The sequence below is a fragment of the Paraburkholderia terricola genome (genome assembly GCF_900142195.1).
Classification (GTDB): domain Bacteria; phylum Pseudomonadota; class Gammaproteobacteria; order Burkholderiales; family Burkholderiaceae; genus Paraburkholderia; species Paraburkholderia terricola.
This window is the reverse complement of the sequence record NZ_FRAB01000081.1, coordinates 1-14,269: the sequence shown is the minus strand read 5'-3', so window position 1 is coordinate 14,269 and position 14,269 is coordinate 1. Positions and strand designations below refer to the sequence as shown.

At 63.2% G+C, this 14,269-nt stretch carries 15 protein-coding genes and 1 pseudogene; 13 read left to right on the top strand and 3 right to left on the bottom strand.

Annotated features, from left to right (window positions below):
- A partial coding sequence (locus BUE39_RS33055; RefSeq protein ID WP_143169539.1) for a transposase occupies positions 1-252 on the bottom strand: 252 nt, incomplete at its 3' end.
- An 85-nt stretch (positions 253-337) separates the two neighbouring features.
- On the bottom strand, positions 338-1,420 hold the full coding sequence (locus BUE39_RS33050; RefSeq protein WP_073432899.1) for an IS630 family transposase: 1,083 nt from the start codon (positions 1,418-1,420) through the stop codon (positions 338-340).
- Between the two features lie 386 nt (positions 1,421-1,806).
- On the opposite strand from BUE39_RS33050, the gene BUE39_RS33045 reads away from it, so the two are divergent.
- The 13 genes from BUE39_RS33045 (at position 1,807) to BUE39_RS32990 (ending at position 13,915) form a co-directional block, all read left to right on the top strand.
- Complete coding sequence (locus BUE39_RS33045; RefSeq protein ID WP_073432898.1) at positions 1,807-4,179, top strand: bifunctional salicylyl-CoA 5-hydroxylase/oxidoreductase; 2,373 nt, start codon at positions 1,807-1,809, stop codon at positions 4,177-4,179.
- Complete coding sequence (locus BUE39_RS33040; RefSeq protein ID WP_073432897.1) at positions 4,176-4,949, top strand: SDR family NAD(P)-dependent oxidoreductase; 774 nt, start codon at positions 4,176-4,178, stop codon at positions 4,947-4,949. The genes BUE39_RS33045 and BUE39_RS33040 overlap by 4 nt, the downstream gene beginning before the upstream one ends.
- A complete protein-coding gene (locus BUE39_RS33035; RefSeq protein ID WP_073432896.1) occupies positions 4,946-5,503 on the top strand; it encodes a MarR family winged helix-turn-helix transcriptional regulator in 558 nt (185 codons plus the stop codon). Before BUE39_RS33040 ends, BUE39_RS33035 begins: the two co-directional genes overlap by 4 nt.
- A gap of 39 nt (positions 5,504-5,542) precedes the next feature.
- Entirely contained in the window at positions 5,543-6,394 is an 852-nt protein-coding gene (locus tag BUE39_RS33030) for an enoyl-CoA hydratase family protein (protein WP_073432895.1), read from the top strand.
- A gap of 1 nt (position 6,395) precedes the next feature.
- Positions 6,396-7,604, top strand: coding sequence for an acyl-CoA dehydrogenase family protein (locus BUE39_RS33025; RefSeq protein ID WP_073432894.1), 1,209 nt, complete (start codon positions 6,396-6,398; stop codon positions 7,602-7,604).
- Positions 7,601-8,047, top strand: a complete 447-nt coding sequence (locus BUE39_RS33020; RefSeq protein WP_073432893.1) for an acyl-CoA thioesterase — start codon at positions 7,601-7,603, stop codon at positions 8,045-8,047. Before BUE39_RS33025 ends, BUE39_RS33020 begins: the two co-directional genes overlap by 4 nt.
- Entirely contained in the window at positions 8,044-8,442 is a 399-nt protein-coding gene (locus BUE39_RS33015) for a RidA family protein (RefSeq protein ID WP_073432892.1), read from the top strand. The genes BUE39_RS33020 and BUE39_RS33015 overlap by 4 nt, the downstream gene beginning before the upstream one ends.
- 62 nt (positions 8,443-8,504) lie before the next feature.
- Positions 8,505-10,145 (top strand): AMP-binding protein, encoded by a 1,641-nt coding sequence (locus BUE39_RS33010; RefSeq protein WP_073432900.1) that lies wholly within the window; start codon positions 8,505-8,507, stop codon positions 10,143-10,145.
- Positions 10,146-10,218: 73 nt separating this feature from the next.
- Positions 10,219-10,896: a glutathione S-transferase family protein gene (locus tag BUE39_RS33005; protein ID WP_073432890.1), complete on the top strand. Its 678-nt coding sequence runs from the start codon at positions 10,219-10,221 to the stop codon at positions 10,894-10,896.
- Positions 10,897-10,901: 5 nt separating this feature from the next.
- On the top strand, positions 10,902-11,090 hold the full coding sequence (locus tag BUE39_RS34685; RefSeq protein ID WP_143032048.1) for a hypothetical protein: 189 nt from the start codon (positions 10,902-10,904) through the stop codon (positions 11,088-11,090).
- On the top strand, positions 11,087-12,577 hold the full coding sequence (locus tag BUE39_RS33000; RefSeq protein ID WP_073432888.1) for a DHA2 family efflux MFS transporter permease subunit: 1,491 nt from the start codon (positions 11,087-11,089) through the stop codon (positions 12,575-12,577). The genes BUE39_RS34685 and BUE39_RS33000 overlap by 4 nt, the downstream gene beginning before the upstream one ends.
- 150 nt (positions 12,578-12,727) lie before the next feature.
- Positions 12,728-13,561, top strand: coding sequence for an AraC family transcriptional regulator (locus tag BUE39_RS32995; RefSeq protein ID WP_073432886.1), 834 nt, complete (start codon positions 12,728-12,730; stop codon positions 13,559-13,561).
- Positions 13,562-13,660: 99 nt separating this feature from the next.
- The gene (locus BUE39_RS32990) at positions 13,661-13,915 is read left to right on the top strand and encodes a helix-turn-helix domain-containing protein (RefSeq protein ID WP_235005020.1); all 255 of its coding nucleotides are present in this window, start codon (positions 13,661-13,663) and stop codon (positions 13,913-13,915) included.
- A 111-nt stretch (positions 13,916-14,026) separates the two neighbouring features.
- Here BUE39_RS32990 and BUE39_RS32985 read toward each other — a convergent pair.
- Positions 14,027-14,269 (bottom strand): annotated as a pseudogene (locus tag BUE39_RS32985) (hypothetical protein); the annotation flags it as partial.

Sequence of the window (14,269 nt, the reverse complement as noted above, 5' to 3'; positions counted from 1 at the left end):
CATCAATTGGCGCTCCGAGCGGATGCTGTAGAGCACCTGGATCAGCATGGCTCGCAGCAACTTCTCCGGCGCGATGCTCGGCCGCCCACCCTTGAGGTCGGCCTCGTACATCCCGGCAAACAACCGATCCATCTTCACCAGTGCTTCGTTCGCCATCACCCGGATCGAACGCAACGGATGCGACTTCGGAACGAAGTCGTCCAGCTTGCGCATGGAAAACAAACTCTCGGTGAATGTGTCGGCGCCGCGCATGATCTCCAAGGGGCAAGTGGGGGTCTTCCATCAACGCTTCAGGGGCCTTCAGCGATGACATTACCGCCGATACTTCAGCAGCCTGCTAGTGTTCCGTCCCAGAAATAACTTTGCATAGCCGAGCCACTTTCTGGATGATGGAATCAGCTGTCGCGGTCCACACGAACGGGCGCTTATGGACGTTGTACTGCTCGACGTAGCCTTCGATGCTGGCAATCAGCTGGCGCACGTTCCTGAATGAGCCGCGTCGGATAGCCTGCTGTGTAACCAGGCCAAACCATCGCTCCACCTGATTGAGCCAGCTCGAATAGGTCGGAGTGAAATGCATGTGGTAGCGCGGATGTTTAACGAGCCACGCCTTGACCTTCGGATGCTTGTGCGTCGCATAGTTGTCGGCAATCAGATGTACATCGAGCTCTGCAGGCACGGCCTGATCGATGTGCCTAAGGAAGGCCAGAAACTCCTGATGCCGATGACGGGGTTTGCACTGCGCAATGACTTCACCCGTCGCCGTATCGAGCGCTGCGAACAGGGTTGTAGTGCCATGCCGGATGTAGTCATGCGTCACCCCTTCGAGGTAGCCCAGACCCATCGGCAATACCGGCTGCGTGCGCTCCAGCGCCTGGCACTGGCTCTTCTCGTCGACGCACAGTACGAGCGCATTGGTCGGTGGGCTCAGGTACAGCCCGACAATATCGCGCACCTTCTCGACGAAGTACGGATCAGTAGAGAGCTTGAAACTTTTTGAGCGATGGGGCTGCACGCCGAACAGCGACAGATACCGTGCCACGGAACTCTTCGAAATCCCGGTCTGCGCAGCAGCAGAACGCACACTCCAGTGCGTTGTGCCGTCCGGCTTCTCGTGCAGCACCTTCGCCAGCAGTTCCGCCACCGCCTCATCGTCGTGCGCGCGCGGCCGCCCCGGCCGGGCTTCATCATGCAGGCCCGCAAGCCCCCGCGCGACGAACCGCTTCTTCCAGTGCGTGATCGCCGGTGACGTCACGTCGCACTGCAAAGCAATTTCCTGGTTGGTATGACCGTCAGCAGCCATCAGGACGATCTTTGCCCGACGCACCAGAGAGTGAGGCAGCGAACGCGAACGGCTCATCGACACCAGTTGTTCCCGCTCCAGTTCTGACACCACGACCTCGATTCCCTTGCGCCCCATGATCGCCTCCTGTGCAGCCAGATTCGATCATAGAACAATATAAATTTATGCAAAGTTATTTCTGGGACGGAACACTAGGCGCCTATATACATCCGTCCACGTTCCCGCATGGTTCTTGCTGCACACAAGAGCCTGACGGCGTTGGCCGCTCTTGACGACGTGCTGATACGGATGCCCGTTCAGGGCAAGTCCCATCGAAATACGGCTTGCCTGCTGGCGAGCGAACACCCGCTCCTGCCTTACGTTCCAGGAGCCCCATGACCGATGCTCGTTCGAGTGAATAGGGCACCCGCATGCACGCGCCCCCCCGCGTCGATGTTTACTTGACATCTAAATTATCTACGCCTAAATTAACTCCAAAGCAGAATCCACTTTGGAGACTCAGCATGCGCATTGTCTGTATCGGCGGCGGCCCTGCCGGCTTGTATTTCGGCTTGTTGATGAAGAGCCGCAACCCGGCTTACGACGTTACGGTCGTGGAGCGCAACCGTCCGTACGACACCTTCGGCTGGGGCGTGGTGTTCTCCGACCAGACGCTCGGCAATCTGCGCGCCGCCGACGCCCCCAGCGCCGACGCCATCCTCGACGCCTTCAATCACTGGGACGACATCGAAATCAATTTTCGCGGCAGGCAGATCCGTTCGTCGGGTCATGGCTTCTGCGGCATCGGCCGCAAGCGTCTGCTGAACATCCTGCAAGCGCGCTGCGAAGCGCTTGGCGTCAAGCTGGTATTCGAAACCCAGGTCACGGACGACACCGTCTACGAAGCCGACCTGGTCGTCGCGTGCGACGGCGCCAACAGCGCGATTCGCCAAAAATATGCGGCTACGTATAAGCCCAGCATCGACATGCGCGATTGCCGCTTCGTCTGGCTCGGCACGAAAAAACTTTTCGACGCCTTCACGTTCGCCTTCGAGGAAACGGAGTTCGGCTGGTTTCAGGCACACGCGTATCGTTTCGACGATCAAACGTCCACGTTCATCGTGGAAACGCCGGAGCGCGTATGGCGCGCCGCCGGTCTCGACGAAATGAGCAAGGAAGACAGCATCGCCTTCTGTGAAAAGCTGTTCGCCAAGTATCTGGACGGCAACGCGTTGCTGTCGAACGCCGCGCATTTGCGCGGGTCGTCGCAATGGATCCGCTTTCCGCGTGTCGTCAACGAGGAATGGGTGCATTGGCGCCGCAACGCCGACGGCACGCAAACGCCGGTCGTTCTGATGGGTGACGCCGCGCACACCGCGCACTTCTCGATCGGCTCCGGCACCAAGCTCGCGCTTGAAGACTCCATCGAACTGGCGAACAGCATCGGCGCGCATCCCGGCGATTTGCCCGCCGCGCTGAGGCACTACACGAACGTGCGCAGCGTCGACGTACTACGCATCCAGAACGCCGCGCGCAATTCAACGGAATGGTTCGAGCATGTCGACCGCTATACGTCGTTCGAACCCGAACAGTTCGCGTATTCGCTGCTCACGCGCTCGCAGCGCATTTCACACGAGAACTTGCGTGAGCGCGACGCACGCTATCTGTCCGGCTTCGAAAACTGGCTCGCGCAGCGCGCCGGCGTCGAACCCGCACCGCACAAGCACTCGATTCCGCCCATGTTCACGCCCTTCACGCTGCGCGGCGTCACGTTGAAGAACCGTGTGGTGGTTTCGCCGATGGCGCAATACTCAGCCGTCGACGGTATCGCCGGCGACTATCACCTGATGCATCTCGGCGCGCGCGCGATGGGCGGCGCCGCGCTGGTCATGACGGAAATGACCTGCGTATCGCCCGAGGCGCGCATCACGCCCGGGTGTCCTGGCATGTACGCGCCCGAGCATCTGGCGGCGTGGAAACGTATCGTCGATCTCGTGCATCGTCAGTCGGATGCCAGGATCGGCATTCAACTCGGCCACTCCGGCGCGAAGGGATCGACACGAGTGGCATGGGAAGGCATCGACCAGCCGCTCGCCGAAGGCAACTGGCCGCTCGTTTCAGCCTCGCCGCAACAATATCTGCCTGGCGTCAGCCAGCATTCGCGCGAAGCCACTCGCGAGGAATTGCGCGAGATCGAAGCGCAATTCGTGCGCGCCGCGCATATGTCCGCCGAAGCCGGTTTCGACTGGCTCGAACTGCATTGCGCGCATGGCTATTTCCTCTCGAGCTTCCTGTCGCCGCTGACCAACCATCGTACGGACGAATACGGCGGTTCGCTCGAAAACCGCCTGCGCTATCCGTTACAGGTGTTCAAGGCGATCCGTGCGGCATGGCCGCAAGACAAGCCGATTTCCGTGCGCATTTCCGCGAACGATTGGGTCGAAGGCGGCACCACGCCCGACGACGCCGTGCAGATCGCGCGCGCTTTCAAGGCAGCGGGCGCCGACATGATCGACGTGTCGTCGGGTCAGGTCAGCAAGGAGGAAAAACCGGTGTACGGCCGCATGTTCCAGACGCCGTTCGCCGACCGCGTGCGCAACGAAGCGGGCATCGCAACGATCGCCGTGGGCGCGATCTCCGAGGCCGACCACGTGAACAGCATCATCGCGGCGGGCCGCGCCGATCTGTGCGCGATCGCGCGTCCGCATCTGGCGAATCCGTCGTGGACGTTGAATGAAGCCGCCAGGATCGGCTACCTCGATGTGGCCTGGCCCAAGCCTTACATCGCCGCGAAGTCGCAACTCGAACGCAATCTGGAACGCGAGCGCGCGCAGGCGGCGGCCAACGCCGGCCTGTCGCCGCAAGAACGCGCGCAACGCGCGGAAGGAACCACATGAACACGCTGAACTCATCGCTCGCGGGACAACACGCCGTGGTCACCGGCGGCGGCAGTGGCATTGGCGCGGCCGTGGCGGAAACGCTGCTGCGCGCCGGCGCGCGCGTCACGTTGATGGGCCGCAGCCCGCAGCGGCTCGACGCGCAGCGCGACAAACTCGCCGCGCTCGGCGAGGTCGCCTGCGTCAGCGCCGATGTCACGCAGGAAAGCTCCGTTGCCAATGCGTTCTCTCAGGCCGGCGCAGTCGACATCCTCATCAACAACGCCGGCCAGGCGCAAGCCGCGCCGTTCACACACACCGACATGGCGCTCTGGCAGCGCATGCTCGACGTGAATCTCACCGGCGTATTCCTCGGCACGCGCGCGGTGTTGCCCGGCATGCTCGAACGCGGTCATGGCCGCATCGTCAACGTGGCAAGCACGGCGGGACAAATCGGCTACGCCTACGTCGCCGCGTATTGCGCCGCGAAACACGGCGTGATCGGTCTCACGCGTTCGCTCGCGCTCGAAGTCGCGACCAAAGGCGTCACCGTCAACGCGGTTTGTCCCGGCTACACGGAAACCGAATTGCTGCACGCATCCCTCGAACAGATCACCAGCAAGACCTCACGCACCGAACAGCAGGCGCGCGAAACCCTGTTGCGCTCGAATCCGCAGCGTCGCTTCGTGAGCCCCGAACAGGTCGCCAATGCCGTGCTGTGGCTTTGCCAGCCGGGCTCGGAGGCCGTGACGGGTCAATCCATTTCCATCTCCGGTGGAGAAGTAATGTGACGAAATCATCGAACATCAAAAAACCCGTGGCGCTCGACGCAAAACCGCCGCGCAAAGGCATCGCGAAACCCGCGGAGAACGTCGTGGATCTGGAAATGAGCACCGGCGCCGATAGTCACATGGGCCTGCGTCTGTGGCTGCGCATGCTGACCACCACCAATCTCGTGCAAGCCGAGTTGCGCAAGCGTCTGCGCAACGAATTCGACACCACGCTGCCGCGTTTCGATCTGATGGCGCAACTCGAGCGCCATCCCGAAGGCTTGAAGATGACCGAGCTATCGCGCCGTTTGATGGTGACGGGCGGCAATGTCACCGGCATTACGGATCAGCTCGAAAAAGAAGGCCTCGTCTCGCGCGACAACGATCCGAACGATCGCCGCTCGATCAGCGTATGCCTCACGCCTGCGGGCCGCAAGGCGTTCGACAAGATGGCGGTGGCGCACGAGCAATGGGTGGTCGAACTGTTCGGCGGCTTGAGTCTCGATGAAAAATCGCGCACCCATCAGCGCCTCGGCAAGCTCAAGAAACATCTGCTCGACAGTCTGAAAGACTGATCCGCCCTGAACCGCAACACCATCCTGCATGGAGCGCTCATGACACGATCCAACGCCCACGCGCTGCTGGACGGCAACCGCCTGACGCTCGCCAGCTACGAGGCGCGACACTTCGGCTGGTCGGTCGCCGGCAAGGTCGCGACGATCACGCTGAACCGCCCGGAGCGCAAGAACCCGCTAACGTTCGAATCGTACGCGGAGTTGCGCGATCTGTTCCGGCAACTCGCGTATGCCACCGACATCAAGGCCGTCGTGATTCACGGCGCGGGAGACAACTTCTGCTCCGGTGGCGACGTGCACGACATCATCGCGCCGCTGATGGATTTGCCGATGCCGGAACTGCTGCTCTTCACGCGCATGACCGGCGACCTGGTCAAGGCCATGCGCCACTGTCCGCAACCGGTGATCGCCGCCGTCGACGGCGTTTGCGCCGGCGCGGGCGCGATTCTCGCCATGGCGTCCGACATGCGGCTCGGCACCGCGCGCAGCAAGCTCGCGTTTCTGTTCTCGCGCGTCGGCCTGGCGGGCTGCGATATGGGCGCTTGCGCAATTCTGCCGCGCATCATCGGGCAGGGGCGCGCCGCCGAATTGCTCTTCACCGGACGCTCCGCAAGCGGCGACGAAGGCCACGCATGGGGCTTCTATAACCGCCTGTGCGACCCCGCGGCGCTCCTCGAGGAAGCGCACAAGCTCGCCGCCGATCTCGTCGCCGGCCCGACTTTCGCGCACGGCATCACGAAGAAGATGCTGCATCAGGAATGGAGCATGAGCATCGACGAAGCGATCGAGTCCGAAGCGCAAGCACAGGCCATCTGCATGAGCACACGCGATTTCGAACGGGCGTACAAGGCATTCGCCGCGAAGTCGCGGCCCGTGTTCGAGGGAGACTGAGTTGAACGCCAACAGCGATGTGGATCTGCATGGCGCGCTGGCCTGGCCGTTCTTCGAGCCACGCCACCGCGAACTCGCGGCGGGTATCGAGGCATGGTGCCGCGCGAATCTTTCGCACGACGGCGGGCATAAGGACGTCGATGCGACCTGCCGTCGTCTGGTGCGCGAACTCGGCGCGGCGGGCTGGCTGAAATACGGCGTGGGCGGTGTCGCTTACGGCGGTCACGGCGACACGATCGACACGCGCGCCGTTTGCCTGCTGCGCGAAACGCTCGCCAAGCATTCCGGCCTCGCGGACTTCGCGCTCGCCATGCAAGGGCTCGGCTCCGGCGCGATCTCGCTCGGCGGCACGCACGAGCAGAAGGCGCGTTACCTGCCGCGCGTCGCCAACGGCACGGCCATTGCCGCGTTTGCGTTGTCGGAGCCGGAAGCGGGATCGGACGTCGCCGCCATGACGCTCGCCGCTCGCGAAGACGGCGACGCCTACGTGCTCGACGGCGACAAGACGTGGATCTCCAACGGCGGCATCGCCGACTTTTACGTCGTGTTCGCCAGAACCGGCGAAGCGCCGGGCGCGCGCGGCATCACGGCATTCATCGTCGACGCGGATACGCCGGGGCTTGAAATTGCCGAACGCATCGACGTGATCGCGCCGCATCCGCTCGCACGCCTGCATTTTGCGGGCGCGCGCGTGCCGCGCAGCCAGATGCTCGGCGCACCCGGCGAAGGCTTCAAGCTCGCGATGCGCACGCTGGATATTTTCCGCACGTCGGTGGCGGCCGCGTCGCTCGGATTCGCGCGTCACGCGATGGCGGAAGGTCTCTCGCGCGCCGCGTCGCGCAAGATGTTCGGCCAGACGCTCGGCGATTTTCAACTGACGCAGGCGAAGCTCGCGCAGATGGCGTTGACCATCGACAGCAGCGCGCTACTGGTTTATCGCGCCGCCTGGCTGCGCGACCAGGGCGAAAGCGTCACGCGTGAAGCGGCGATGGCGAAGTGGCATGCCAGCGAAGGCGCGCAACAGGTGATCGACGCCGCCATGCAGCTTTTTGGCGGCATGGGCGTGCAAAGCGGCACGGCCGTCGAAATGCTGTATCGCGAGATTCGCGCGCTGCGCATTTACGAAGGCGCGACCGAAGTGCAGCAATTGATCGTGGGGCGCGATTTGCTGAAAGCGCACGCGGCCGCGACCGGGGGCAACGCGAAATGAGCACGCCTTCGTTCGACAGGCAGGTACGCATTCGCTTCTCGCACTGCGACCCCGCGGGCATCGTGTTCTTTCCGCAATATCTGGTGATGACCAATGCTTTGGTCGAAGACTGGTTCAACGAAGGCCTGCATATCGACTACGCGCAGATGATCGCGCAGCGCCGCGTCGGCCTGCCGATCGTCAAGCTCGACTGCGAGTTTTCGCGGCCGAGCCAGATGGGCGAGACGATCACGTTGACGCTGGGTGTCGTCGCGATTGGACGGCGCTCGATCAGCATCGAGATCGTCGGTCATTGCCGCGGCGAAACCCGCTTTCGCGCCAAACAGGTGCTCGTCACCACGTCGATCGAAAGCGGACAGTCGATTGAAATTCCCGCGGACATCGCGAGCGCGCTCGCGACGTTCGCCCCACAAGCCGAATCCATCGAGACGCATCGCTCATGAAAAAAGCTCTTCTCCCCAACGGTTGGATCAAGCCGCGCGGCTATGCGAACGGCGTCGCGGCCACCGGCACGCAGGTGTTCATTGCCGGCCAGATCGGCTGGGATGAACAGGCGCGCTTCCAGACCACCGACTTCGCCGCCCAAGCCATTCAGGCGCTGAAAAACGTCGTGGCCGTGCTGCGCGAAGCGGGCGGCGAACCGCGCGATCTGGTGCGTCTCACCTGGTATGTCACCGACAAGCGCGAATACCTGGCCTCGCTGAGAGATATCGGCCGCGGGTTTCGCGAGCTGATCGGCGACTACGACATCGCGATGAGCGCGGTGCAGGTCGTTGCGTTGATCGAGGACGAAGCGAAGGTGGAAATCGAAGCGACCGCGGTGATTCCGCAGCAGTGATTCCACGATAAATACAGCAAGCCAACCGCAATGCAGCCGGCTCGACGCCGGGGGAGATGATGATGGAACCGTCAGCACACGTCGACACCTTCGCGCGCGACAATCTTCCGCCGCAGGATCAATGGCCTGTCCTGCTTCTCGACAACCCGGACGTCGCGTACCCGTCGCGCTTTAACTGCGCGACGGAGTTGCTGGACCGAACCATCGAAGCGGGTCATCGCGACCATCCGGCGATCTGGTCCGATGTGGACGGCGAACCACGCGCCACCACCTACGGCGAACTGCTTGCATTGGTTAATCGCAGCGCGCACGTGCTGATCGACGAAATGGGCTTGCAGCCTGGCAACCGGGTGCTGCTGCGTGGACCGAACAGCCTGAACATGGCGGTGATGGCGCTGGCGGCGCTGAAAGCCGGGCTCGTCCTCGTGCCGACGATGCCGCTTTTGCGCGCCAAGGAACTGAAGCAGATCATCGAGAAAGCGCAGGTGAGCGCGGCATTATGCGACGCCCGTCTGATCGCGGAACTGGCGCGCTGCAACGATCCTCAGAACGAGTTCTACTGCGCCGGTCTGAAGCAAACGCGCCTGTTTCATGACGACGACGCCGAGTCGATCGACACACTCGCAATCAACAAACCGGACCGCTTCGCCGCGTGCGACACCGCCGCCGACGACGTCTGCCTGATCGCCTTCACCAGCGGCACGACCGGCGCGCCGAAAGGCTGCATGCACTTTCATCGCGACGTACTGGCCATGTGCGATCTGTTCCCGCGCCATGTGTTGAAACCGTCGTCCAGTGACGTTTTTTGCGGCACGCCACCGCTCGCGTTCACGTTCGGCCTGGGCGGCCTGTTGTGTTTTCCGCTGCGCGTGGGCGCATCCACGGTGCTGATCGAGAAGCTCACGCCCGAGACCTTGCTGGACACCGTCGAACGCTTTCACGCGACCATCATGTTCACCGCGCCGACTTTCTATCGGCAAATGGCGCCGCTCGTTCCGCGCCACGACGTGTCGAGCCTGCAAAAGACGGTGTCGGCGGGCGAAGCGTTGCCCGACTCCACGCGCCGCCTGTGGCACGACGCGACCGGCATCGAGATGATCGACGGCATCGGCGGCACCGAGCTGATTCATATCTTCATCTCGGCCGCCGATGACGCGATTCGCCCGCACGCCATCGGGCGCGCGGTGCCGGGTTACGTCGTGCAAGCCGTGGACGACGCCATGCAGCCGGTTCCGCCTGGCACGATCGGCAAGCTCGCGGTGCGCGGTCCGACCGGCTGCCGCTACCTCGCCGACGAACGGCAAGTGAAGTTCGTGCGCGACGGCTGGAACCTGCCGGGCGATTCCGTCTATCTGGACGAGGACGGCTACGTGTTCTATCAGGCGCGCGCCGACGACATGATCGTCTCCGCGGGCTACAACATCTCCGGCCCCGAAGTGGAAAGCGTGCTGCTGCAACACGAGGCGGTCGCCGAATGCGGCGTGGTCGGCGCGCCGCACGAAACACGCGGGCAGATCGTCAAGGCCTTCGTCGTGCTCAATCCAGGTCATGAACCCGACGACCAACTGGTCTCGCAACTGCAGGACTTCGTGAAAAACAGCGTGGCGCCGTATAAATATCCGCGTGAAATCGTGTTCGTCGACTCGCTGCCGCGCACGGAAACCGGCAAGCTCAAGCGCTTCGAGTTGCGTTCGTTGAAGTAGAGGGGCGGCTAGAGCCACGCCTCGGCGCAACATCTCTATGATGTGGCACTTCACAGGCCAACTTCCCTCGCCCATGCTGACCGTCCATCACCTGAACAACTCGCGCTCGCAACGCGTGTTGTGGCTGCTCGAAGAACTCGGCGTGCCCTACGAGATCAAGCGCTACCAGCGCGATCCGAAAACGATGCTGGCGCCGCCCGAATTGCGCGCGGTGCATCCGCTCGGCAAGTCGCCCGTGATGACCGACGACGGACAGACCCTCGCCGAGTCGGGCGCGATCATCGAGTATCTGATCGACAAATACGGCCAGGGGCGTTTCGCGCCTGCAATGGGCACGCCGGAGCGGCCGCGTTACACCTACTGGCTGCACTACGCGGAAGGCTCGGCCATGCCGCCGTTGCTGCTGAAGCTGATTGCGCTGCGCATCGCCGGTGCGCCGATGCCGTTCTTCGCCAAACCGATCGCGCGCAAGATTGCCGCCACGCTGCAATCGAGCTTTGTCGATCCGCAGTTGAAGCTGCACCTCGGCTATATCGACAAGGAACTGAGCGCGACCGGCTGGTTTGTCGGCAACGATTTCACAGCGGCCGACGTGCAGATGAGCTTTCCGCTCGAAGCCGCCACCGCGCGCGGCGGCATGGAAAATCAGCTTCCCGCGATCGCCGACTTTCTGAAGCGCATTCATGCGCGGCCGGCTTATCAACGGGCGCTGGAGCGCGGCGGCAAGTACGAAATCGTCGGCGGGGATTGAGCGGCGTGCCCGCCCAGGAACTCGTAGTTGTACCCGAAAAGTCGCGGGTGCTAGACTCAAAAATTCATTGCCATCAACGGGTTGCAAACCGCTTTGCCAACCGCTTCGCCGACCAGGCCGGCAAGATCGCGCCGAACGGCGGCACGGAGCGGAGCGGCAACCGATCGATTGATGCAAAGGAGCGCACTGCATGACCCATTCCATCCACGGCAACAAACGCTGGCTGGCGTTGATCGTTCTCTGCCTCGGCGTGCTGATGATCGTGCTCGACACCACGATCGTGAACGTCGCGTTGCCGTCGATCGCGGCGGATCTCCGCTTTACCGAAACCTCGCTGGTGTGGGTGGTCAACGCGTACATGCTCACGTTCGGCGGCTGTCTGCTGCTGGGCGGACGGCTCGGCGATCTGTACGGCCACCGCAAGCTGTTCCTCGGCGGCATCACGCTGTTCACGGTGGCGTCGCTCGCCTGCGGCATCGCGAACTCGCAAATCCTGCTGGTATGCGCGCGCGCCGTGCAAGGTCTGGGCGGCGCGATCGTCTCCGCTGTTTCGCTGTCGCTCATCATGAATCTGTTCACCGAACCCGGCGAGCGCGCCAAGGCAATGGGCGTGTACGGCTTCGTGTGCGCGGGCGGCGGCAGCATCGGCGTATTGCTCGGCGGCCTGCTCACCAACCTGCTGAGCTGGCACTGGATCTTTCTCGTCAATCTGCCGATCGGCATCGCCGTCTATGCGCTTTGCGTCGCGCTGCTGCCGTCCGCGCGCGGCCATGCTCACGGCGAGCGGCTCGACGTGGCCGGCGCCGTGACGGTCACCGCCTCGCTGATGCTGGCCGTCTATGCGGTCGTGAACGGCAACGAGGCCGGCTGGACCTCGGCGCAAACGCTCGGCTTGCTGTTCGCCGCACTCGCGCTGCTCGGCGCGTTTCTCGTTATCGAGGCGCGCGTCCAGCATCCGTTGATGCCGCTCGGGCTGTTCCGCCTGCGCAACGTGGCGACCGCGAACGTGGTGGGCGTGCTGTGGGCCGCGGCCATGTTCGCGTGGTTCTTCATCTCCGCGCTGTATCTGCAACGCGTGCTCGGCTACCGGCCGTTGCAGGTCGGGCTCGCGTTCCTGCCCGCCAATCTGATCATGGCGTTCTTTTCGCTGGGGCTGTCGGCGCGCGTGGTGATGCGTTTCGGTTTGCGTGTTCCGCTTGCCGTCGGTCTGCTGGTCGCCGCGCTGGGGCTCGCGCTGTTCGCGCGCGCACCGGTCAATGGCAGCTTCGTGGTCGACGTGTTGCCGGGCATGATCCTGCTCGGCTTCGGCGCGGGCATCGCCTTCAATCCGATGTTGCTGGCCGCGATGAGCGACGTCGATCCGGGCGATTCGGGCCTTGCGTCCGGCATCGTCAATACGTCGTTCATGATGGGCGGGGCGCTCGGTCTCGCGGTGCTCGCCAGTCTCGCCGCCGCGCGCAGCGACGCGATGCTGGCTTCCGGCAGCGCCATCGCGGCGCTCAATAGCGGCTATCACGTGGCGTTTCTGTTCGGTGCGATTTTCGCGGCGGCGGCGGGCGTGCTCGGTGGCTTGCTGTTGCGTCCGGGGCAACAGGGCGGGGCCGATGCGCACGCGCATGACGCAGCGGCGTCGGAACAGCGTCGCGCCACCGGCAACGAGGCGGCGACGGAAAACTACTGACCCGTATGCGGCGGTTCGCAGTGTTGCGCGACCAAGGCTCATGCCCGCCGCCGCGGCTCAAGATCGAGGTCCGCAGCAAAACCGCAAGCGCGATCAAATGGGCCGGTTCGCGGCTGGCTATGCTGGCTTCGTGCTGACTTGAGACCCGATATGAACCCCGTTGGAAAGGCGCTCTGGTTTATCGAAAGCCACTTTGCCGGCGAGTTGACGCTCGACGATATCGCCAACTGCGGATGCGTGTCGCGCTTTCATCTGGCGCGTGCTTTTGAAGCGGCTACCGGGCATTCGGTCATGCGCTACGTTCGCGCGCGCCGTTTGAGCGAAGCGGCGCGCCGCCTCGCCAGCGGCGCACCCGACATCCTGGCGGTTGCCCTCGACGCCGGTTACGGTTCTCACGAAGCATTCACGCGTGCGTTTCGCGAGCAATTCGGCATCACACCCGAAGCGCTGCGCGCGCGTGGTCATCTCGACACTATCGTCATCGTGGAGCCGATCAAAATGGACGAAACCCTTCTCAGCCATCTGGAACCGCCGCGCTTTGAAGACGGCAAAGCGTTTCTCGTCGCGGGCCTGAGCGAACGGTATACGAGCGAAACCTCCGCCGCGATTCCGTCGCAGTGGCAGCGCTTTAACGACTGGTTCGGCAAAGTGCCGGGACAGGTTGGCAACGTGGCGTATGGCGTCTGCTACAACGCCGACGACGCCGGCAACATCGACTATTTGTGCGGTGTCGAAGTGAGCGACTTTTCGGCGCTGCCTGCGGAGTTGAGCCGCTTGCGCATTGCCGCGCAGCGCTATGCGGTGTTCAGCCACCGCGAGCATATTTCGACGGTGCGGCGCACCTGGAACACGATCTGGAATCAGTGGCTGCCGGCATCGGGACATATTCCCGCCGATGCGCCGAACTTCGAGCGCTATGACGAGAAGTTCGATCCTGTCAGCGGAATGGGTGGGCTCGAGATCTGGTTGCCGTTGAAGGCTTGATTCGAGGTTGGCCGGCTTGCCTTTGGCAGTCGCCGGAACGATCCACTGGAACCATGGCGAGACTGCCGCCTTCACGGCCAGTCCCGCCGAGCGCGGCGAGTGGTTAGGAACGAGCGCACGCTGGCGCGCGTGCTCATCCGTCAAACGGGCATGAGCTTCGGCCGCTGGCGACAGCAGCTACCGCTCATGCTGGCCGTGAGATGGCTGGGCGCGGGGGCATCGGTGCAGCAGGTCGCCGACGACCTCGGCTATGAAAGCGCAAGCAGCTTCGTCTCGATGTTCCGCAAAAACCTCGGCTCCCCGCCCGCGCGCTATGTGTCGGAGCGTGCGTTATCGAGCGCAATTTCGATGTGATGCGAGCAAAGCGCGGCGCCGAATGCCAGGTTGCGGCAGTCCGGGCCTGTCAAAGCCATTCTTAAATGTCGTAGCGGCAGCAAAGTAGAAGTGTCGGGTTTTGTGCCTTTGTTATCTCCTTGACGAGGTTTTGAGTACAGGGTCCTGGAGGCTGACCGTCGTTCTGCCAATCGCGGTGTTCAGATCATCAACAGTGATCTCCCGCTGCTTCTTTGTGCCAGCCTTGCGTTCTTTCGGTTTCGGCGCCTGCCCCTGATTGGTTCGTGATGGCGAACCTGACGCGCGGCGGTTATCGCGATCCGCCTGAATCAGCTGCGCGACCTGCAACACATGACCCAGCCGCTTGTGATCGAC

What these genes read in the sequence shown, in the direction of transcription:
- BUE39_RS33050 (WP_073432899.1), bottom strand. Translation starts at nt 1,420, where the DNA reads ATGGGGCGCAAGGGAATCGAGGTCGTGGTGTCAGAACTGGAGCGGGAA.
- BUE39_RS33045 (WP_073432898.1), top strand. Translation starts at nt 1,807, where the DNA reads ATGCGCATTGTCTGTATCGGCGGCGGCCCTGCCGGCTTGTATTTCGGC.
- BUE39_RS33040 (WP_073432897.1), top strand. Translation starts at nt 4,176, where the DNA reads ATGAACACGCTGAACTCATCGCTCGCGGGACAACACGCCGTGGTCACC.
- BUE39_RS33030 (WP_073432895.1), top strand. Translation starts at nt 5,543, where the DNA reads ATGACACGATCCAACGCCCACGCGCTGCTGGACGGCAACCGCCTGACG.
- BUE39_RS33020 (WP_073432893.1), top strand. Translation starts at nt 7,601, where the DNA reads ATGAGCACGCCTTCGTTCGACAGGCAGGTACGCATTCGCTTCTCGCAC.
- BUE39_RS33015 (WP_073432892.1), top strand. Translation starts at nt 8,044, where the DNA reads ATGAAAAAAGCTCTTCTCCCCAACGGTTGGATCAAGCCGCGCGGCTAT.
- BUE39_RS33010 (WP_073432900.1), top strand. Translation starts at nt 8,505, where the DNA reads ATGGAACCGTCAGCACACGTCGACACCTTCGCGCGCGACAATCTTCCG.
- BUE39_RS33005 (WP_073432890.1), top strand. Translation starts at nt 10,219, where the DNA reads ATGCTGACCGTCCATCACCTGAACAACTCGCGCTCGCAACGCGTGTTG.
- BUE39_RS33000 (WP_073432888.1), top strand. Translation starts at nt 11,087, where the DNA reads ATGACCCATTCCATCCACGGCAACAAACGCTGGCTGGCGTTGATCGTT.
- BUE39_RS32995 (WP_073432886.1), top strand. Translation starts at nt 12,728, where the DNA reads ATGAACCCCGTTGGAAAGGCGCTCTGGTTTATCGAAAGCCACTTTGCC.